The organism is Streptomyces sp. BBFR2 (assembly GCF_044497305.1).
In the GTDB taxonomy this organism is placed as follows: Bacteria; Actinomycetota; Actinomycetes; order Streptomycetales; family Streptomycetaceae; genus Streptomyces.
This window is the reverse complement of the sequence record NZ_CP172415.1, coordinates 300,183-318,468: the sequence shown is the minus strand read 5'-3', so window position 1 is coordinate 318,468 and position 18,286 is coordinate 300,183. Positions and strand designations below refer to the sequence as shown.

Sequence of the window (18,286 nt, the reverse complement as noted above, 5' to 3'; positions counted from 1 at the left end):
CGGGGGCGACGACACGCCCCACGGCCCCGCGCCCCCGGCCGCGATCCCGCCCCCGGCGCCGCCCCGGCTGTTAGCGTCGCCGTGCCGCCCGGGGCGCGGGCGGCGGGCGACCGGACGAGAGGCGGCACCACGGTGACCACGGACCAGGGCCTGCGGGCGTACATCGGATCGTTCACGCAGGCGGGCGGCGCGGGCATCACCACCGCCGCCCTCGACCGGGAGACCGGCGCGCTCACCCCGCTGCACACCACCGCTGAGGTCACCAACCCGTCCTTCCTCGCCCCGAGCCGCGACCGCGGGCGTCTGTACGCGGTCAGCGAGACCGACCACGGCGCGGCCGCCGCCTTCAGCCTCACCCCCGACGGGCCCGTGCTCCTCGCCCCGCCGGTCCCCGTCGGCGGCGCGAGCCCCACCCACCTCGCCCTGACCGCCGGACACCTCGTCACCGCCAACTACAGCTCCGGCAGCGTCAGCACCCTCCCGATCGCACCGGACGGCACCCTCGGAGGACCCGCCGCCGTCCTCGCCCACCACGGCAGCGGCCCGGACCCCGAGCGCCAGAAGAGCCCGCACGCCCACTCCGTGTACGCCGCGCCCGGCGGCACCCGGCTGCTCACCGCCGACCTCGGCACCGACTCCGTCCGCACCTGCGTCCTCGACCCCGTCACCGGCATGACGCAGATCCGCGACGAGGTCCGCCTCCGCCCCGGCAGCGGCCCCCGCCACCTCGCCTTCCACCCCGGCGGCGGCCACGTCTACGTCGTCAACGAACTCGCCCCCGCGCTCACCCGCTGCCGCTGGGACGCCGCCCACGGCACCCTGACGCCCCTGGGGGAGACCCCGCTGTTCGCGGACGGCGACGGGCCGGAGGAGGGGGAGCCCTGCTACGCGTCCGCCGCGGTGGTCTCCCCGGACGGCCGGTTCCTGTGGACCGCGGTCCGCGGCCGCGACCGTATCTGCGTCCACGCCCTCGATCCCTCCGGCGCCGAGGCCACGCCCGTGACCAGCGTGCCCTGCGGTGGCACCTGGCCCCGCGACCTGGCGATGGACCCCACCGGCCGCTTCCTCTACGCCGCCAACGAACGCTCCGGCGACGTGGCGTGGTTCACCGTCGACCCCGCCACCGGCGTCCCCGCCCCCGCCGGCTCGACGCCGGCGCCCGCGGCCTCCTGCGTCGTCTTCGCCTGAGCCCCGCTCACCCCGGCGGAAAGGCACCGCCGAAGTACACCTGCGCCTCGGCGACCAGCCCGTCCCGCACGGTCAGCACCTCGACATTGCGGAAATGCCCGCCGCCCACCAGCTCGTACGCGTACCGGACGAACACCTCCCCGCTCGCCGCCGCCCCGTCGCCCACCGGCACCACGTCGAGCAGACCGTACGAGCAAAACCGGCCGGCGGTCGGGAAGCAGCGGGCGAGGAACGCGTCCTTGTCCAGGTGGTCGTCCCGCGGGCTGGTGAAGACGGAATCGGCGGCGAGCAGCCGCTCCATGGCGGGACGGTCCTGCGCGAGGCAGGCGGCGAACACGGCACGGACGGCGCCGACGGCGGACGGCGGCACATCGGGGACGGACATCGGCACTTCCCTCCGGTACGGCCCGGCCGGCGGGCCTGGGGCCTCACGGCGACCGTAGCCCGCGGACCGGCCTCCGGCGCACCGGTAGGCTCCCGGCGGCCGTGGTCCGGGGGCGGGCCGCCCGCGACGGCGGCTGGGAGCCCGCCTGGCCGCCGCCCGGAACGCCGGACGGCTCCCGGCTCCCGCCGCCGGACAGCGCGAAGGGCCGCCCCGCGCGAAGCGGAACGGCCCTCATGGCCTGGGGACGGCGGGGGAGCCGCCGTCGGAAAGCAGGGCTCAGCGCGCCGGTGCGAACTGCGGGCCCCCGGCCGGCCGCAGCGTGATGCCGACCGCCGCGGCGTAGTTCGACAGCACCAGACGGCCCACCGCGCCGTAGGCGCCCAGCGCCTCCGCCGACGCACAACCCGCCTCGGCCGCGGCCGCCCCCAGCAGCCCGTCGGAGATCTCCGGACCGATCAGGTACGGCGCGAGCGCGAGCTGCCGCGAGCCGGACAGCCGCAGTTGCTCCGCGGTGCGCGAGATCGCGCCGTCCTCGTCCAGCGCGGCGGCCAGCACCGGCACCGCCAGCCGGGCCGACAGCAGCATGCCGGTGATCCCCGCGGCCTGCACGGCCTCCTCGCCGCCCACCGTGGCCAGGATGATGCCGTCCGCCGCCGTGGCGACGGTGAACAGCCGCGCCCGGTCGGCGCGGGCCAGCCCGGACTCGGAGAGCCGTACGTGCAGCGCCTCGGCGAGCAGCGGGTGCGGGCCGAGGACATCCGTCAGCTCGGCACCGGAACCGCTGTTCATCATCGCCTGGCGTATCCGCCGCAGCAGCGAGCTGTCGGGGCCGGCCAGCAGCGGCACGACCACCGCGGCCGGACCGGCGGGCGCGCCGTCGCCCCGCGCGGCACGCGCCTTGTGCTCGGCACCGGCCTGCGCCAGCACCGCGTCCAGCGCCGGGAACTCCGCGCCGTCGCCGTCCACGTAACCGATCCGGGCGTCGAGGCCGGGCAGCTCGGAACGGGCGATGCTGCACACCTCCTCCGCCAGGGACCGGGCGGCGGAAGTGGGGGTGCCGGGCACGGCCAGCACCAGGACGGGCGCGCCCTCGGGTGCGGCGAGCGGCTCCGGCTTGCGGTGCCGGCCGGACTGCCGCGGTCGCGGCATTCGTACGGGCAGGCCGGGCGCCGGGCTCGGGGAATCGTCGTCAAAGCGGGGCGAGCCAGGTACGGGCCCAGTGGGGGAACTCATGGCGCCGCATGCTAACGCCTCGCACTGACACACTGCCGGGGGAGGGTTCGGTCGGGAGGTATCCGTCCCGATTTATCCCGCGCGTCACGGTGGCCCACCCGAAGTCCGCCCGAATCACCGCCTGACGAGGCTTTCCGCGGTGGTGCTTCCCCGGCCCCGTGCGTTCCGCCCCGGCGGCGGACGGCCGTGGAGCCGCGCCGATGTGCGGCGGTGCGCCGTCGGCGGCGTACCGCCCGCCCTCCATGACGGACGATCCGGAGCGAGCACCTTCCGCCGGGCGCCGTCACCGCGGCGGCGTTCCCCGGCCCGCGCGTCCCGCCCCGGCGGCGAACGGCCATCGACCCGCGCCGACGGGCCGGCCTCGCGGGACGCCGTCCGGGCACTCACTTCCCGTGGCGGACGATCCGGAGCAGTGCGCCGTCCACCGGGAGCCGCACCGCATCGGCGGCCAGCGCGGCGGCCAGCCGCAGCGCACCGTCGAGCGGGCCGCCCGCCGGCTCCATGCACACCGCCTCCGGCAACCGTGCCGCCAACCCGGCCCGCACCGGTGCCCGCAACACCTCGCCCAGCCGGAACAGCCCGCCGGTCAGCGCCACGGTCCGCCCCGCCCCGGGAGGGCAGGCGGCCGCCGCCGTGTCCACGATCTGCGCCGCGGCCGCGCGGACGATGCCCGCGGCGACCGCGTCACCGGCCGCCTCCCGCGCCACGTACGGCGCGAACGACGCCAGTACCGCGGGCCGGTCCGCCCGCGGATACAACTGCCCCGGCAGGCCCCCGACCGGCCCGAACTCCTCCTCGGCGGCCCGCAGCAACGCCGGGGAGCCGCCGGACCGCCCGTCGTACGCCCGCAGTGCCGCCTCCAGGCCCGCCCGGCCGATCCACGCCCCGCCGCCGCAGTCGCCGAGCAGATGCCCCCAGCCGTCCGCCCGCCGCCAGCCGGACCCGGACGCCGGGTCCGCGCCGAGCGCCACCAGGCCCGTACCGGCGGCGACGACCACACCGGGCCGCTGCCCCAGCGCGCCCGCGTACCCGGTCACCGCGTCGGCGGCCAGCGCCAGACGGTGTGCCCCGAAGGCGTCGGCCAGCGCCCGCGGCAGCACGTCCCGCAGCTCCTGCCCGAGCGTCGCCATTCCGGCCGCACCGACACAGACCGCCGCGAAGCCGGACGCCCCCGCCGCCTGCCGCAGCTTCTCGGCGGCGGGCAGCAACTGGTCCAGCAACTGCCGCGCGTCGATCCCGCGCTCCCCGGTGCGCACCGGGATGTCCGACGCGTACGTGTTCTCCGGCCGGGCGTCCGGTGCGGTGACCGGTGCGACGGCGAGACGCAGCCCGGAACCGCCCGAGTCGACGCCCAGGACGACCGGGCCCGCCGCGTACGGCGGCTCAGCCAAGACCGCGGGAGTCCTGCTTGAGCGCGGTGTCGACGGTCAGCGCCGTGGCGACGACGAGGCTCAGCAGCGGGTCGGGAAGCTGCCGGTGGATCTGCAGGACGTAGTTGTCGGCCGTGGTGAACATCGTCTTCGCCAGGCCCTCCCACGTCTTGGTGATCCGGGCGATCTCGGTGTCGGTGTGGTCGACGATCGCGAAGTTCCAGGCCCGCCAGTTCTCGGCCTTGATCGCGCCGATCTGCTGGCCGTTGACCATCATCCCGAAGTTGATCTTGCCGATGGCGTTCTGCTGGACGATCTCACCGACCGGCTGCCCGTCCGGACGCGCCACCTGCACCTTGGACTTGATGAACTTCGCCGGCCGCGTCAGCACGAGCTGCGGCTGCCCGTACGCGTCCCGGATCTCCAGCTTGTGCGTCATGTACTGGTCCAGGCTGGAGACCACCCGCAGCACCTTCTTCGCGGTGCTCTGCCCGACCTGGACCACCGTGCCGAGGGTGTTGCCGTTCTGGTCGAAGACGCCGTACTCGTTGGAGACCTCGATCAGCTTCGCCTTCTGGTTCACCACCAGCACCGGCTCGGTGAACAGCGTCCCGCCGCCGGGACCCGTCGGGGCGACGCCCGCCTGCTGCTGGACCTGGTGCGCCGCACCGGGATGGCCGGGCGCCGCCTGCGCCTGGGGGTGGCCGGGCTGCCCGTAGGGGGCCTGCTGCGCCCCGGCCTGCTGCGCTCCGTACGGCGCCCCGGATCCGGCGGGCATCTGCTGCGGCGCACCGGAACCGGCCGGAGCCGCCTGCGGCTGCTGCGGCGTCTGCTGCGGCGGAAGCTGCTGGGGGGCCTGCTGCTGGGGGGCCTGCTGGGCCGGAGCCTGGCCCTGCGGCTGCTGCGGGGCGGCGGCGTGCGTGTGCTCGGTCCAACGGGCGCCATCCCACCAGCGCAGTTGGTGAGGAGTCCCCTGCGGGTCCGCGTACCAGCCCGCAGGGATGTTCGCATGTGTCATGGCGGCACAGTACCGGGCCGTGATGACACCGCAGGGCCCCGGCACCGGCCCGCGTACCGGTCGGCCGGGCCGGTGGGGAGGCGGGAAGGGAAGACTCGGGGCGGGGGCGCCGGCTGTGGGGAGCGCCGGCCCCACCGGTGGCTCCGGCCGTTCCGTCCCGCGCCGGGCCGTGCGCGCCGGTGGCTCCGGCCGCACCGGGCCGCGCGGGCGGGCCGTACCAGGCTTCGGCGGGCCGGCCGCCCCGCCCGGGCCGGTCCGTGCCGGAGGCTCCGGCCGTACCGGCAACATCGATGTCTCCGGCCGTACCGGCGGCCCCGCCCGCGACACCCCGACCCGTCATGGACGGGCCGGACCCCGGCGGGCGGAACGGGCCCCGGTGCTGGGCCGGTAGGGTGAGTTGTTGTGGCAGCACGACCCTTGAACGAACTTGTGGAACCCGGCTGGGCCGAGGCGTTGCGCCCCGTCGCCGGACGTATCGCCGAGATGGGCGACTTCCTCCGTCAGGAGATCGCCGCCGGCCGGACCTATCTCCCCGCGGGCGCCAACGTCCTGCGCGCCTTCCAGCAACCGTTCGACGACGTACGGGTGCTGATCGTGGGTCAGGACCCGTATCCGACACCGGGTATGGCGATCGGACTGAGCTTCGCGGTCGCGCCCGAGGTCCAGCGGCTGCCGGGGAGCCTGGAGAACATCTTCCGCGAACTCCACTCCGACCTCGGCCTGCCCCGCCCGTCCAACGGTGATCTGACCCCGTGGACCCGGCAGGGCGTCCTCCTCCTCAACAGGGCGCTGACCACCGCGCCCCGCAAGCCCGGCGCGCACCGCGGCAAGGGCTGGGAGGAAGTGACCGAGCAGGCCATCCGCGCGCTCGCCGCCCGCGGCAAGCCGCTGGTGTCCGTGCTGTGGGGCCGCGACGCCCGCAATCTGCGCCCCTTCCTCGACGCGTACCCGGCGATCGAATCGGCCCATCCCTCCCCGATGTCCGCCGACCGCGGTTTCTTCGGCTCCCGTCCCTTCAGCCGTACCAACGACCTCCTCATCCGCCAGGGCGCCCAGCCGGTGGACTGGCGACTTCCGTGAGCTGACTCGCACACCGGGGTGCCCCGTCCGAACGGGGGCGCCCCGGTGCTGCACGGCGCCGGGCCCCGGATCCCGCACCACGCGGGCGGCCCGGGGCAGGGGAGCCCGGCGCCGGGGACGGAGCCCCGTGTCCTCAGGCCACCGCCGATGCTCGTACGCACAGCACATCCGGCAGATGGGAGGCGAGCTGCTGCCAGCTCTCCCCGTCGTCGGCGCTGGCGTACAGCTCGCCGTTGCGGTTGCCGAAGTAGACGCCCGCGGGGTCGCTGTCGTCCACGCAGAGGGCGTCACGCAGGACCGTGCCGTAGTGGTCCTCCTCCGGCAGACCGCGGGAGAGCGGCTCCCAGGAGGCTCCGGCGTCGGAGGTGCGGTAGACCCGGCACCGGTGACCGGCCGGGACGCGGTCGATGTCGGCGGTGATGGGGAACAGGTAGGCGGTGTCCGCGCGGTGCGGATGGGCGGCCACCGCGAAGCCGAAGTCGGTGGGCAGCCCCGCGCCGATGTCCGTCCACCGGGCGCCCGCGTCGTCACTGCGGTAGACGCCCCAGTGGTTCTGGAGGTAGAGGCGGTCGCGGTTGGCGGCGTCCTGCGCGATCTTGTGGACGCACTGGCCGAACTCGGGGTACTCCTCGGGCAGGAACGACACCTTGACCCCGGTGTTCGACGGCTCCCAACTGGCGCCGCCGTCGGTGGTGCGGAACACCCCGGCGGCCGACACCGCGACCGTCACCGCGTCCGCGTCACGCGGATCGGTGACCACGGTGTGCACCGCGAGACCGCCGCCGCCGGGCACCCACCGCTCCCGGCTCGGGTGCTCCCACAACGGTCTGACCATCTCGAACGTCTCGCCGCGGTCCTCGGAGCGGAACAGCCCGCCGGGCTCCGTACCGGCGTACACCACATCGGGCGCGGCGGGGCCGGCCGGATGCAGTTGCCACACCCGCTCCAGCGAAGTGCCGGTGTACTCCGGGTACTTCACCGCCGGTCTCGCGGGCTCGTGCCACGTCTCGCCGAGGTCGTCGGAGTGGAAGACGGACGGGCCCCAGTGCGCGCTGTCGGCGCCGGCCAGTAGCCGTGGTGTCTCCCGGCGGGTGTCGATCCCGATGGAGTACACCGCCTGCGCGGGGAAATGGGGGCCGCTCAGCTCCCATGCGCCGTGCCGTCTGCGGCCGACGAAAAGCCCTTTACGTGTGCCTACCGCGAGCAGCACATCGGTCATGATCCGAACACCTCCGCGACGCCGTTGTCTCAGATGCCGCCAGTCTGCACCCGACCACTGACAACGGCGTCCCGGCGCGCCATCGGCGCAGCTCACACGGCCCGTCGGGGCGCGGGGACCGGACATCGGCCGACCGCCGGAGCCGCCCGCGCGAAGCCCGCACACGACGGCGCGCCGCACCGGATTCCGGTGCGGCGCGCCGTCGTTCCGGCCGGGGGTGTCAGTCCGCCGGTACCTCGAACGAGAGGGAGACGGGGCCGGAGCCGTCGTAGTAGCGGAGCGCTCCGCTGCCCCCGGGCATGTCCAGGACGACATCGCTGGTGACGGTCTGACCCGGGCGGTACGTGGTGTCGAGGTTCTGCCCGGAGCCGGACTTCTCGCTGGTGAAGGCGGGCTGCTCCGGGCTCTGGCCGTCGGTCCACTTGAGCTTCTGCGGGTGGAAGGCGCCGTTCTTGTCGCCGGTGTTCTTCACGGTGAACGTGAAGACGGCGTACTGGTGCTTGGGCGGCTTGGTGGCGTGGATCTCCGACGCCTGCACCGCCCGCATGTCCTTGAACGTGACCGACATCTGCGTCCGCGCGCCCGAGGCACTGTCGACGGCCTGGTACGTCCCGGATTCGCCGATGGTGATCGGGGTCTTCCCGGACTTCCCCGAGGGCTGAACGGCGAGGTCACCGGCGGGGGCCCCGGTCTTCGACGCGGTGGGCCCGGAGTCGCCGCCCGAGGAGGAGCAGCCTGTCGCCAGGCCGGCGGTGAGGACGGCGCCCGCGATGAGCGAGACGGCACGGATGGATGGACGCATGGCGTACCCCGACGGTTCAGGCGGGCCGACCTGCCCGCGATTGGCGTCAGATTACGTCATCGGAGTGACAGTGATCATGCCGGGAGGCAGGGCGGACCCATGGCCTCCGCCCGGTGGGGGCGGAGGCCGGCGGCCAGGTCAGACGGCCCGGTGGTACGGGTGCGGGACGTGCACCTCGCCGCCCAGCTCCCGGGCGGCGCGCTGTGCCCACGAGGGGTCGCGGAGCAGCTCCCGGCCGAGGAGCACGGCGTCGGCCTCCCCGTCGGCGAGGATCTTCTCGGCGTGGGCGGGCTCGGTGATGAGGCCCACGGCGGCGACCGGCAGCGGCGTCTCTGCCTTCACCCGGGCCGCGAACGGCACCTGGTAGCCGGGAGCGCTCTCGATGCGCGCCCGGGGAGCGTTGCCGCCGCTGGAGACGTCCAGGAGGTCGACGCCGTGCTCGTGGAGCACCGAGGCGAAGCGGACCGTCTCGTCGACGGTCCAGCCCTCCCAGGGGTCCTCCGGGTTCTCCGTCAGCCAGTCGGTGGCCGAGATCCGGAAGAGCACCGGCAGGTCGTCCGGCCACTCCTCCCGTACGGCGTCCACGACCTCCAGGGCGAGCCGGGTGCGGTTCTCGAAGGAGCCGCCGTACGCGTCGGTGCGGTGGTTGCTGTGCGGGGAGAGGAACTCGCCGATGAGGTAGCCGTGCGCGCCGTGGATCTCCACCACCTGGAAGCCGGCGTCGAGGGCGCGGCGGGTGGCGGCGCGGAAGTCCGCGACGACCTGCTGGATCTCGTCGGTGGTCAGCTCGTCCGGGACGGGGCTGATCTCGTCGAAGGGGAGCGGGCTCGGGGCGACGGGCGTCCAGCCGTTCGCCTCCGGGCCGACCGGCTTGCCGCCCGTCCAGGGGGCCGCGGTGGATGCCTTGCGTCCCGCGTGGGCCAACTGCACGCCGATGGTGCTGCCCTGGGACTTCACGAAGTCGGTGATCCGCCGGAACGCCTCGGTCTGGGTGTCGTTCCACAGCCCGAGGTCGGCGGGGCTGATGCGGCCCTCCGGGCTGACCGCCGTGGCTTCCGTGAGCAGCAGCCCCGTCCCGCCCAGTGCCCGCGCCGCGAGGTGGGCGAAGTGCCAGTCGGTGGGCGCCCCGGCGAGCGGCCCGGTCTCCGCGGCGGAGTACTGGCACATCGGCGCCAGCCATATCCGGTTCGGAATGGTGAGGGAGCGCAGGGTGTACGGGGTGAAGAGCGTGCTCAAGGGAGGTCTCCTTGACGTGGAAGGGCCGCGGTGAAGGGCGGCGGCCGGGGGCCCCGCCGCTCATACGATAGCCATCGTAGTACGCCGTCTGCCAAACTACGATGGATCTCGTACGAGTTGCCGGGCGCCGGGCGGATGAGGGGTGCCGCCGCCCGCCCCGGACGAGCCCGGTATCCGCGCGCACGCCCCCGCCGCGCTGCGGTGGCCGCCCCGTCCGGCGGGCGCAAACATGGGCGTGCGGGGCGCGCGGCCCCGTGGACGCGCCGGTGTGGCCAGAGGGGCGGAGGAGCGGACATGAACGGCGACGGTACGACGCACGACCGGGGCGGGCGGAACGCCTCGCGCGCCCCCGGGGCGGCCGGTGGCGCCGCCCCGGAGGGCGCCGACCGGCTCGCCGCCTACCGGGACAGGCGGCACTTCGACCGCACCGGGGAGCCACGGGGCGGACCGGCCGCCCCCGGAGCGGCTCCCTGTTTCGTCGTGCAGATCCACGACGCCCGCCGGATGCACTTCGACTTCCGGCTGGAGGTCGACGGCGTACTGAAGTCGTGGGCCGTGCCCAGGGGGCCGTCCGCCGACCCGCGCGACAAGCGGCTCGCGGTGCCCACCGAGGACCACCCGCTGGACTACCGGGAGTTCGAGGGCGTCATCGCCCGGGGTGAATACGGCGCGGGCACCGTCATCGTCTGGGACCAGGGCACCTACCGCCCCCTCCCGGGCAAGGGCCGGGACCGCGCGGGCAGTTTCGCCGAGGCGCTGGAGCGGGGCCACGCCTCCTTCTGGCTCGACGGCGCCAAACTGCACGGCGGCTACGCGCTCACCCGCTTCCGTACCGGCCAGGAGGCGGGCGACCGGGAATCCTGGCTGCTGGTCAAGGAGAACGACGGCCGTGCGGCCGCTCACGGCGCCCCCGATCCGCTGCGTGCCCGCTCCGTCCGCAGCGGCCGCACCCTGGGGCAGGTGGCCGCCGACGCCCGCGATGCCGCGGACGGCGGTTCGCCGCACGGCTCCTGAACGACCTGGCCCGGGGGCGGAGCCTCCCGGTCCGGGGCCTGAACCACCCGGTACGGCGGTCGTGACCCGGTATGGCCGGACGCGTGGCGCCGGGGACAGGCACCTGTCGGCCCCCGGGTGCCGCCCTCACCCGGCGGTGGCCTCCTCGCCGCTCTCCGGGCACAGATGCATCGCCGCCTCCTCGGCGGACGCCGCCCCGCCGTCGATCCCGACGTCGTGCGCGACGACGTCGTTGCGGTGCCGCGGGAAGCCCTCCTCGGCGGTCAGCAGCCGCCCGGCGCGCTCCTCGCCGACCTGGTCGTCCACCGGCTCCCCGTCACCGTCCACCTGGTCCCCGATGCCGTCCCCGTCCGGCTCCCACACCTCCGGAACCTCTTCCGAGAGGCGCTGCTCCAGGGATTCGCCGTCGGACTGTTCCCGCGCCGTGGTGCCGCGATTCACCGCGAGCGGACGCTCGGGCGGTGAATATCCCTCGTCCAGTATCTGGTCGAGATCCGGCTCGTCGAGAGCGTCCTCCATATCCAGGTCATCGGGATTGTCCTGCGGATCGGAAGCGGACGGCTGATAGACATCGTCCCCCATCGCACTGTCGGGCATGTCCGCTCTCCTTCTCCGGATGCGAGGGTTTCTCACCCTGCTTTCTCACACTGCGGTGCCGGATCCCCGCAGAATACTGAGGACTTCCGCGTCCTGCACCTGGTCGAAATCGAGATACCACTCACCCACCGCACGGAAATTCCGCGGCTGGTGCAGACACTCCACATGGTCCGCCTCCTCGCGCAGCGCCGCAGCCGCAGCCGCGTCCCCGACCGGAACCGCCAGCACCAGCCGCGCCGGGCCCAGCCCCCGCAGAAACCGCAGCGCGGCGCGCGCCGTCACCCCAGTCGCCAGCCCGTCGTCGACCAGCAGCACCGCCCGGCCCGCCACGTCGGCGGCGCCCAGCGGCGGCCGGCCCGCCCGGTACGTCTCCTGCCTGCGCCGCAGCTCCGCGCGCTCCCGCCGGACGTCCTCGGACAGCCGCTCGGCGGTCAGCCCCAGCGCCGCCAGCGCACCCGCGTCGAACACCGGCGGCTCCTCACCGACCAGCGCCCCCACCCCGACCTCGGGCCGCCCCGGCACCCCGATCTTCCGCGCCACCAGAACTTCCAGCGGCGCCCCCAGCGCCCGTGCCACCTCCGCCGCGACCGGGACACCGCCGCGCACCAGCGCCACCACCAGCGGGTCGGCGAGCACGCCGGTGCGCGCCAGCGCCAGACAGCGCGTCGCGAGTGCCTCCCCGGCGTGCCGCCGGTCGAAATACCGCACGCCCCGCCCTCCCGGTGCCGTATCCGCCCCGTCCACGGTCAGCCCCGGCGCCTTTCCGTACCGAGGCCGAGGGATTGCGCGATGCTCTGCACATTCGGATACGTATCCTCCGCCGGCAGTTTTTCGGCGAGGGAAACCAAACGGTCCGGAGCGTGGTCCCGGCGCAGTTTTTCGACCACCGACGGTTTGTCCGCCGGGTAAATGCTCCGCCCGAGGTGCCGCGCGAGTTCGGAACGGATACCGACGTCCTCCTCCGTCATTCCCCGCGGCGTGCCCCCGCGGAAAACACTCTCGGGTGCCTGGGCCACCTCCGGCTGATCCTCACCCGAGGGCTGGAGCTCCCTTTCCTCCGCGGCGCGCAGCGACCGGTCGGCCGTCATCTCCGCCCGTAGTTCCTTCTTCATCATCTCGTCCCGCGCGGGCCCGATCTTGTCCGCGCCGTGCTCCATGACCATGCTCTCCTCCAGGTGACGACGGGTCGACGGCGACGGACGGCGGGCACGGGACCCGCACCGGAACCGCCCCGCGAACGGCCGTTCGGCCGGTCGTCCGCGCGCCTTTCAGCGCCTGCGGCGGACGACCGCCCCACGGCCTTCCGCCGGGGAATTCACCGCCTGTCATCGCCCAATTCATTGACCAGCGTCGCGCAGAACGCCTTCAAGTCGTCCGGTTTACGGCTGGTGACCAGCGTATTCGGACCGCCGGTGCAGATCTTCACCCGCTCGTCGACCCAGGAACCGCCCGCATTACGGATATCCGTCGCCAGGCTCGGCCAGGACGTGAGAGTGCGGCCTCGCACCACATCCGCCTCGATCAGCATCCATGGCGCATGGCAGATCGCCGCCACGGGCTTTCCGGCGTCGAAGAATCCCCTGGTGAAAGCGACCGCTCGTTCGTCGAGCCGCAACGCATCCGGATTCGCCACCCCGCCCGGCAGTACCAGCGCGCCGTAATCCTCCACCCGCGCCTCGTCCAATGTGCGGTTCACGGTGAACGAATCGGCCTTGTCCAGGTGGTGGAAAGCCTGCACCGACCCACCCGACGGTGAGACCAGATGCGGAACCGCGCCGGCGTCCACCACCGCCTGCCACGGTTCCGTCAACTCGACCTGCTCCACGCCCTCGGAGGCCACCAGAAACGCGATCTGCATGTCGTCCGTCCTCTCGCTGCGATTCGCCGGATACATCGAATGCCGGATTCATTCCGACCCCTGCCCCGCACCTCTTCCCCTTGCCGTGAACCCCGCCTTTCGCCCCCGTACGCATATTTCTCCGAACGTGCGTTTCCGAGGAGGGGCGGCCCTTGCCGGACGTGGGGCCACATCGCGTTCCGGGAACGCGGAAGCCGCTGCCCGCCGAAATCCCGCAAAGGGCGGACGTACCGCGCCGTGACCCCGCCACACGGGGCGCCCGCAGCGCTCGCGCGCGCCCCTCGTCGCCGATGCGCGCCCCGGCCCCCTCCATCGCACTCCGGATACGGCGAGATCGCATCCCGGCGACGGTTCCGCGGGCCCTCCCCGGGCCGGATGCCCCGCCCGGCCCCGCGAGCGCGCCGGGTACCCGCCGGAGGCGTACCGTCGGAGAGGGGCCGCCTCGCCCTGGAGCGACACGGCCGCCCGGCCACGCCCGGGCCACGGCCGCCCGCCCCACACCCGCACCGTTCCCGAGTGCACCACGCCGACCCGGCGGAGTGCTGACCGCGTGGCCCGCGAAAGGGAGATGTCCACCATGTCGGCCGCTGAGCATCGCGCAACCGCCGCCGCGCGCACCGCCCCCGTCCACGGCGCGCCCTGCTGGGTCAACCTGATGACCCGCGATCTGCGCGCCACCCAGGACTTCTACACCGAGGTCCTCGGCTGGAAGTTCCGGCAGGGCAGCCTCGGCGACGAGTTCTGCGTGGCGCTGGACGACGGCCGCCCGGTCGCCGGAATCGCCCAGCTCACCCAGCGTCTGCGCTCCACCACGGCGTGGACTCCGTACTTCGCCGTCGACAGCGCCGACGACGTCGCCGCCCGCGTCCGCGAACGCGGCGCCACCGTCGCCGTCGGCCCGCTCGAATTCGGCACCGGACGCGCCGCCCTCGCCTCCGACCGTGACGGCGCCGTCTTCGGTTTCTGGGAGGGGCAGACCCTGCGCTGGGCGATCGGCCGCGAAGGCGCCCCCGTCTGCCTGGAACTCCGCACCCGCGACGCCTTCGCCGCGGCCATCTTCTACGCCGAGATCTTCGACTGGGCCACCCTGCGCCCCGGGGGCTGCGACGTCGCCTACGAGGACGACCAGGTCATCGTCCGCCAGGACGGGCGCCCCGTCGCCGCGGTGCGGGGCGGCGGTGTGGAGGAGGCCCCCGACCCGCATCTGCGGCCCCGGTGGCACGTCCACTTCCAGGTCCGCGACCTGCCCGCCGTCATCGCCGCGGCCGTCGCCGCCGGCGGAACCGTCATGTCCCCGGCCCCCCGGACCCCACGCCCCGGCGGGCGCTCCATGATCTGCGACCCCCACGGCGCCCTCTTCACGGTCACGGACGCCCCCGAGGACGACTGACACCTCCGCGACCGGGCCTCCCGTAGGTGAGCGGACACCCCCGTAGGCGACCCCTGACACGAAGGGGGTCGCCTACGGGATACGCGAACGTCCGACCACGGAGCGAGGGCGTCCATGAGGTCATGGCCCTGACGACCGCTGCCCCCCCCGGCCGCCGGGCCCTCACAAGGTCACAGGGACGGGTGGATGTCCCCGCTCCTCATACCGCTCTCCTGCTCACTGCGGCTCTGCAGCCTCCGCGCCTTCTCCTTGAGCCGGTCGCGTTCGGCGGGGTCACTGGTGTGCTGCGCCGTGTCCTCCAGCTGCTGCGCCTTCTCGCGCATCTGCCGGAGCCGGCTGTTCACCTCGTCTGCGCTCATGATCACTCCTCGAACGGTCCGGACCGGACCATGTATCGGCCATCCCCCTCACCAGCGAATCAGCGCCCGCCCCCATCGGCACCTTGAAGAATCACCCACGGTCACCGCCCCTCCCCGCCTTCCGTCACGGGTGGCCGGGCGCTGTCGCGCGTACCGCTCCGGCCTGCGGCACAGTGGAAGGGACATCACGCGGACGAGTGAAGGAACGCCGCGCCCACGGGCGGAGACGCCCCGAGCACCCAGCTACCGGACCCACTTCCCCAGCCCCGGACAGGAGCGGGGCGAGCGGGAAACGCACAGCCGCACCACGGCCCCGCGGAGACCGGCCACCGACCGGAAAGCCGCCGGAACAGCACCGCGGACCAGGCACACCGCGGATCGCCGAACGGAACGGAAGGCGTGAGGGGAATGACAATCCACACCGGACGCGTCGCCCAGCAGGCGCCCACCGGACGCCGGAAGCCGCAACTCGACCCGGACACCCGCGTCGCCCTGCACCGGCTCGCCGCCCTCCCGGACGGCCCCGCACGGACCCGGCTGCGCGAGGAGATCGTCTGCGCGTGGCTCCCGATGGCCCACCGCCTCGCCCGGCGCTACAGCGGCCGCGGCGAGAGCGACGAGGACCTCCGCCAGGTCGCCGCGCTCGGCCTGCTCAAAGCCATCGACCGCTTCGACCCCGGCGTCGGCACCGCCTTCGGCGCCTTCGCCGTCCCCACCATCATCGGCGAGATCAAACGCCACTTCCGCGACGAACTGTGGGCCGTCCACGTCCCCCGGCGGGCCCAGGAACTCCGCGCCCGCGTCCACCGGGCCCGCCAGGAACTCTCCGACCGCCCCGGCCACTCCGCCATCACCGTGCAGGACGTCGCCGCCCACACCGGTATGCCGTACGAGGACGTGCTCATCGGTCTCGACGCCCAGAAGACCTTCACCGCGCTCTCCCTGGAACGCCCGCTCGGCGGCGAGGACACCCAGCAGACCCTCGGTGACCTCCTCGGACAGGAGGATCCGGCACTCGGGCTGGTCGACGACCGGGAAGCCGCCGCCACCGGCCTGCGCACCCTGCCCGAACGCGAACGCCACATCCTCTATCTGCGGTTCTACCTCGGCCTGACGCAGAGCGAGATCGCCGACCGGGTCGGCGTCTCCCAGATGCACGTCTCCCGCCTGCTGCGCCGCTCCTGCGCGTACGTACGGGAGAAGGCCCTCGCCCCGCAGCCGTGACCGGTACCGGCGAAGCGGCGGCAGGGCCTGGACCTGCGATGTTCCACTCCCGGTGACGGTGAGTTCCCGCCGCGTGCCGGAATTCTCCCCGATATCACACACCGTCATCAACCATGAGCGCTCAGGGATATCCCTGAGCAACCCCTGACCTTCCTCGAAACCCGTGCCCACACCGTCTACGCGACGGTAGCGTTCGCCCCATCGACGCCATCAACTGGCAGGCAGCGCAAGGAAGAAGGGCGGGGGAGAGGTGCAGGGGCAGGTGCAGGACCGCAGCCGACAACATGACCGGAGCGAGGAACACGGCGGGGCCGGCCAGGGTGGTGCGGCGGGCCGGAAACGGGGCCGGCCCCGGCCGGAAGTGCCGGCGGAGGCGTCAGCCGCCGCTCGGACGCTCTGGCATCTGACCGAGCCTCTGCACGCCGTCAGCTACTTCGACGAAACCTGCCGCGGCCTCGGGAAAGCCATCGGCCTCAAGGGCTTCTGGATGGGCTACTTCGCCGCCCGCACCGCACCCCTGGGCGCCGTGCCCGCGGCACGCGCCACCGAACTGCTGAGCCTGTTCGCCCCCGCCATGACGGCCCGCGCCCTCCCGGCGGCCTGGGACGTGGTCCATCCGGAGCGGGTCCTCGATGCGCGGGCCCGCTGTGCCGCCGGTGCGCTGCGGGCCGCCGATCCGGCGATCGAGGCGTCCGTCGCGAAGGTGGCCCCCGCCCTCCGGGCCATGGCCGACGCCGCCCCGCGCACCGCACGGCCGCTCTTCGCCGCCAATCAGGCGCTCTGCGACCGCGCCGATCCGGTCGAAGATCTCTGGCAACTCGCCACCACCCTCCGCGAATTCCGCGGCGACGCCCATCTCTCCGTGCTCGCCGACCACGGACTCGACGGCTGCGAAGCCCTTGTCCTGGCCGTGGCCTGCGGAATCGTCCCCGAGGACCCGATGCGCGACGGCCGCGGCTGGACCGAGGAGGAATGGGCCGCGGCGACGGCACGCCTCTGCTTGCGCGGCCTGGTCGACGCCGAGGGCACGGTGACGGCCCTCGGCGCGGCGGAGCGGGCGGAGATCGAGCAGCACACCGACGACCTCGCGGCCCGGCTGCTCAGACCCCTCACCACCGCCCGGACCGAACAACTCCTGAGAGATCTGAAACCCGTCACCCACCGCGTCCTCGCCGCCAAACTGCTGCCGTTCCCCAACCCGATAGGTCTGCCGGCCCCTCCGGCATCCAGCCGGCACACCGACGGCCGGAACGCGGGACGCCGAGCGCTCGACTGAGGCGGGTGGGCCGCCTTCGGCGTCGGGCGAGTGCCTCCGCCTCGGCCGAGCGGTCTCGCTGTCGGCCGGGACGCCTTGCCCGATGGCCGTACGCTTCCTTTCCCGCCAGGGGCGGCCGCCGTCGTGGGCCGAGCCGCCGCTGTCTTGCGGTCTCAGTGGTGCCTGGCGCGCACCACGGGTCTCCGTGTGCGCCGGGACGGCCCGGACCGCCCCGCTCCTCCGGCTCCGTGAACGTTGCGTGTGGGCGGTCGGCGCCGGATATGGCCTGGTGCCTGCCCGTGGGAGGGGACGGGGTCTCGGGTGCGCGGTCGCCGTCGCCATGTGTGGGGCGTGCGGAATCGGGAAACCGGGAGGCATGGCCGACGGGTGGCCCGAATCGGCTCGACGGTTGGTGACGGCCGGTTCGACCGGTGTCGTTGTCGCCGCGGGGCGACGGGCCCGGGTCGGCCCGGGGCCCGGGGCGACCACCGGCGCCCCGATCGGCGAAGCCGGTCCTGAGTGCCACGCGCCGCCGTGTGCGACGCAGACCGGCCGCTCCGACAATTGAAACTTGCTGGTCGGGGGCGTACGGACGGAGTTGGTCCCTGGATCGTCGCGACATCGGCGTCCTCCTCCGTGTCGGCTGAAGCGGCATCCGGAGACGGAGTCCTCGTTGACTTCCAGGTGTCGCATATCGGTCGGGAGGCGCATCCCTCCGCTTCCCGGGAGCCGTTCGTACCGGGCCCGCCCGCCGTATCCCGGCGGTCCGTACGGGGACTTCGACTCCTTCGCGTGAGGTGGTACGGACCGAGCCGGAGCCTCCCAGGGCTGGTCTGTACGTACGGACGGACCGTGGCCGCCGGAGCCGGCAGGTGGCAGCGCTGATGACCCGACCGGTAGGGCGCAGGCCGGGGCGGGTGCCGGGAGGGCTTGGCGCGGCGGTTCCGAACAGTTCTGGAGGAAGGGATGACGATGAGGACGAACGACGCAGTGGCGGGAGGGGCCCGAGTGGCCGGATCGGGGACCGAGCCGGTGCCCGACAAGCCGGGCCCGGTGCC

At 73.9% G+C, this 18,286-nt stretch carries 18 protein-coding genes; 6 read left to right on the top strand and 12 right to left on the bottom strand.

The features are described from left to right. Positions 1–132 precede the first annotated feature (132 nt). Positions 133–1,188 (top strand): lactonase family protein, encoded by a 1,056-nt coding sequence (locus ACGH2B_RS01105; RefSeq protein WP_399082552.1) that lies wholly within the window; start codon positions 133–135, stop codon positions 1,186–1,188. Between the two features lie 7 nt (positions 1,189–1,195). Here the strand turns inward: ACGH2B_RS01105 and ACGH2B_RS01100 are convergent, their stop codons facing one another. The 4 genes from ACGH2B_RS01100 to ACGH2B_RS01085 all read right to left on the bottom strand — a co-directional run bounded on the left by ACGH2B_RS01100 (position 1,196) and on the right by ACGH2B_RS01085 (position 5,194). Continuing rightward, the gene (locus ACGH2B_RS01100; protein WP_399082549.1) at positions 1,196–1,573 is read right to left on the bottom strand and encodes a nuclear transport factor 2 family protein; all 378 of its coding nucleotides are present in this window, start codon (positions 1,571–1,573) and stop codon (positions 1,196–1,198) included. 276 nt (positions 1,574–1,849) lie between these two features. Continuing rightward, positions 1,850–2,806, bottom strand: a complete 957-nt coding sequence (locus ACGH2B_RS01095) for a sirohydrochlorin chelatase (RefSeq protein WP_399082546.1) — start codon at positions 2,804–2,806, stop codon at positions 1,850–1,852. A gap of 383 nt (positions 2,807–3,189) precedes the next feature. Next, positions 3,190–4,197 carry an N-acetylglucosamine kinase gene (locus ACGH2B_RS01090; protein ID WP_399082544.1) on the bottom strand — a complete coding sequence of 336 codons (1,008 nt, stop codon included), beginning with the start codon at positions 4,195–4,197 and terminating at the stop codon, positions 3,190–3,192. Beyond that, positions 4,190–5,194 carry a phospholipid scramblase-related protein gene (locus tag ACGH2B_RS01085; RefSeq protein WP_399082541.1) on the bottom strand — a complete coding sequence of 335 codons (1,005 nt, stop codon included), beginning with the start codon at positions 5,192–5,194 and terminating at the stop codon, positions 4,190–4,192. Before ACGH2B_RS01085 ends, ACGH2B_RS01090 begins: the two co-directional genes overlap by 8 nt. A gap of 402 nt (positions 5,195–5,596) precedes the next feature. Between ACGH2B_RS01085 and ACGH2B_RS01080 the strand changes: the two genes are divergently transcribed. Then, positions 5,597–6,274 (top strand): uracil-DNA glycosylase, encoded by a 678-nt coding sequence (locus ACGH2B_RS01080; RefSeq protein WP_399082538.1) that lies wholly within the window; start codon positions 5,597–5,599, stop codon positions 6,272–6,274. Between the two features lie 133 nt (positions 6,275–6,407). On the opposite strand, the gene ACGH2B_RS01075 is transcribed toward ACGH2B_RS01080, so the two are convergent. The 3 genes from ACGH2B_RS01075 to ACGH2B_RS01065 all read right to left on the bottom strand — a co-directional run bounded on the left by ACGH2B_RS01075 (position 6,408) and on the right by ACGH2B_RS01065 (position 9,531). After that, positions 6,408–7,493, bottom strand: coding sequence for a WD40/YVTN/BNR-like repeat-containing protein (locus tag ACGH2B_RS01075; protein ID WP_399082535.1), 1,086 nt, complete (start codon positions 7,491–7,493; stop codon positions 6,408–6,410). Positions 7,494–7,713: 220 nt separating this feature from the next. After that, on the bottom strand, positions 7,714–8,295 hold the full coding sequence (locus tag ACGH2B_RS01070) for a DUF4352 domain-containing protein (RefSeq protein WP_399082532.1): 582 nt from the start codon (positions 8,293–8,295) through the stop codon (positions 7,714–7,716). Between the two features lie 138 nt (positions 8,296–8,433). Further along, complete coding sequence (locus ACGH2B_RS01065; protein WP_399082529.1) at positions 8,434–9,531, bottom strand: NADH:flavin oxidoreductase/NADH oxidase; 1,098 nt, start codon at positions 9,529–9,531, stop codon at positions 8,434–8,436. Between the two features lie 294 nt (positions 9,532–9,825). On the opposite strand from ACGH2B_RS01065, the gene ACGH2B_RS01060 reads away from it, so the two are divergent. Then, positions 9,826–10,545, top strand: a complete 720-nt coding sequence (locus ACGH2B_RS01060; protein WP_399082526.1) for a DNA polymerase ligase N-terminal domain-containing protein — start codon at positions 9,826–9,828, stop codon at positions 10,543–10,545. 126 nt (positions 10,546–10,671) lie between these two features. On the opposite strand, the gene ACGH2B_RS01055 is transcribed toward ACGH2B_RS01060, so the two are convergent. The 4 genes from ACGH2B_RS01055 to ACGH2B_RS01040 all read right to left on the bottom strand — a co-directional run bounded on the left by ACGH2B_RS01055 (position 10,672) and on the right by ACGH2B_RS01040 (position 13,000). Then, a complete protein-coding gene (locus ACGH2B_RS01055) occupies positions 10,672–11,142 on the bottom strand; it encodes a DUF5709 domain-containing protein (RefSeq protein ID WP_399082523.1) in 471 nt (156 codons plus the stop codon). Between the two features lie 45 nt (positions 11,143–11,187). Continuing rightward, entirely contained in the window at positions 11,188–11,850 is a 663-nt protein-coding gene (locus ACGH2B_RS01050) for a phosphoribosyltransferase (protein WP_399082520.1), read from the bottom strand. Positions 11,851–11,888: 38 nt separating this feature from the next. After that, the gene (locus tag ACGH2B_RS01045) at positions 11,889–12,305 is read right to left on the bottom strand and encodes a DUF2795 domain-containing protein (protein ID WP_399082517.1); all 417 of its coding nucleotides are present in this window, start codon (positions 12,303–12,305) and stop codon (positions 11,889–11,891) included. A gap of 152 nt (positions 12,306–12,457) precedes the next feature. After that, positions 12,458–13,000: a type 1 glutamine amidotransferase domain-containing protein gene (locus ACGH2B_RS01040; protein WP_399082514.1), complete on the bottom strand. Its 543-nt coding sequence runs from the start codon at positions 12,998–13,000 to the stop codon at positions 12,458–12,460. A gap of 577 nt (positions 13,001–13,577) precedes the next feature. Here ACGH2B_RS01040 and ACGH2B_RS01035 point away from each other — a divergent pair. Next, positions 13,578–14,390, top strand: coding sequence for a VOC family protein (locus tag ACGH2B_RS01035; protein WP_399082511.1), 813 nt, complete (start codon positions 13,578–13,580; stop codon positions 14,388–14,390). 170 nt (positions 14,391–14,560) lie between these two features. Here the strand turns inward: ACGH2B_RS01035 and ACGH2B_RS01030 are convergent, their stop codons facing one another. Next, positions 14,561–14,749: a DUF6381 family protein gene (locus ACGH2B_RS01030; RefSeq protein ID WP_399082508.1), complete on the bottom strand. Its 189-nt coding sequence runs from the start codon at positions 14,747–14,749 to the stop codon at positions 14,561–14,563. A gap of 408 nt (positions 14,750–15,157) precedes the next feature. Between ACGH2B_RS01030 and ACGH2B_RS01025 the strand changes: the two genes are divergently transcribed. Both ACGH2B_RS01025 and ACGH2B_RS01020 read left to right on the top strand, forming a co-directional pair. Then, entirely contained in the window at positions 15,158–15,973 is an 816-nt protein-coding gene (locus ACGH2B_RS01025; protein WP_399082505.1) for a SigB/SigF/SigG family RNA polymerase sigma factor, read from the top strand. A 361-nt stretch (positions 15,974–16,334) separates the two neighbouring features. Further along, positions 16,335–17,249 carry a hypothetical protein gene (locus ACGH2B_RS01020; protein WP_399082502.1) on the top strand — a complete coding sequence of 305 codons (915 nt, stop codon included), beginning with the start codon at positions 16,335–16,337 and terminating at the stop codon, positions 17,247–17,249. Positions 17,250–18,286 lie beyond the last annotated feature (1,037 nt).